This window comes from Parasutterella muris (genome assembly GCF_009767915.1).
GTDB lineage: Bacteria > Pseudomonadota > Gammaproteobacteria > Burkholderiales > Burkholderiaceae_F > Parasutterella > Parasutterella muris.
Window position 1 is genome coordinate 1 of record NZ_WSRP01000108.1, and the last position, 866, is coordinate 866.

Annotated in this window: 1 protein-coding gene; it reads left to right on the forward strand. The window is 43.4% G+C overall.

The window, feature by feature from the left end; translation table 11 throughout:
• On the forward strand, positions 1–866 hold an 866-nt coding region (locus tag E5987_RS12775; RefSeq protein ID WP_420901721.1), incomplete at both ends, for an IS1634 family transposase.

Consider the following 866-nt stretch of genomic DNA (forward strand, 5'->3'; position numbering starts at 1 on the left):
CCTATGGGCATAACAAAGAAGACCCTGACATGGCCATGCTAAAGCTGGCGCTGCTGATCGATGAGAAGACAGCCGAGCCGCTTTACTACAAGGTGCTGGACGGTTCTATTGCTGATGTTGTTTTATTGAAGAACCTGTTTATCCAGCTGGCTAAACTTGATGCGGAAGATGTCAACCTGGTGTTGGATAGAGGGTTCTGCTCTGAACATAATCTGCAAATTATGTTCCGCAATCACGTAGGCTTTGTCTGTGGACTTCGTTCAGAGCTAAAAATTGTTGAGCAAACTTTTAAGGAGGTAGCCGGATCACTCAGACTATGCTTGCCGGCAGCATTTAAAAATAGTGTTAACTGCTTTTGTGCAACGCGCGAAATTCAATGGTATTCCAACACAAGAAAATATGGCGCCGAACAGGACAAGTTGTTTATCCATGTCTATTACAGCAAAGAAAGAGAAGCTGACTATGTCATGAATATGACTCAATTAGTCGAAAGTTTTAAGTTGCGTCTGAAAAATGGGAAAGTGCCTAACTCTCCGTATTTCAGGCAATTCTTCAAACGCGGAAAAGATGACGACGGCAAGGTCAAATATGATTTTAATGTTCCGGCTTGGGCTCAGTTCTGCCAGAGTTGTGGTTTCTTCTTTCTTGGTTCTGACAGAATTTCCTTACCGGATGAAGCTCTAAACATTTACCGTCAAAAGGACACCGTCGAAAAAGCGTTTAATAACTACAAAGATAGATGCGGCGGCAGAAGATTGAGGTGTTTGGAGAGAGCTTTAGATGGAAAGGTCTTTGTCACGTATTTAGCTCTGAGTTTAAGACTGATGCTGCATAAGCGGATGCAGGACGCCAACATTGACCCTGAG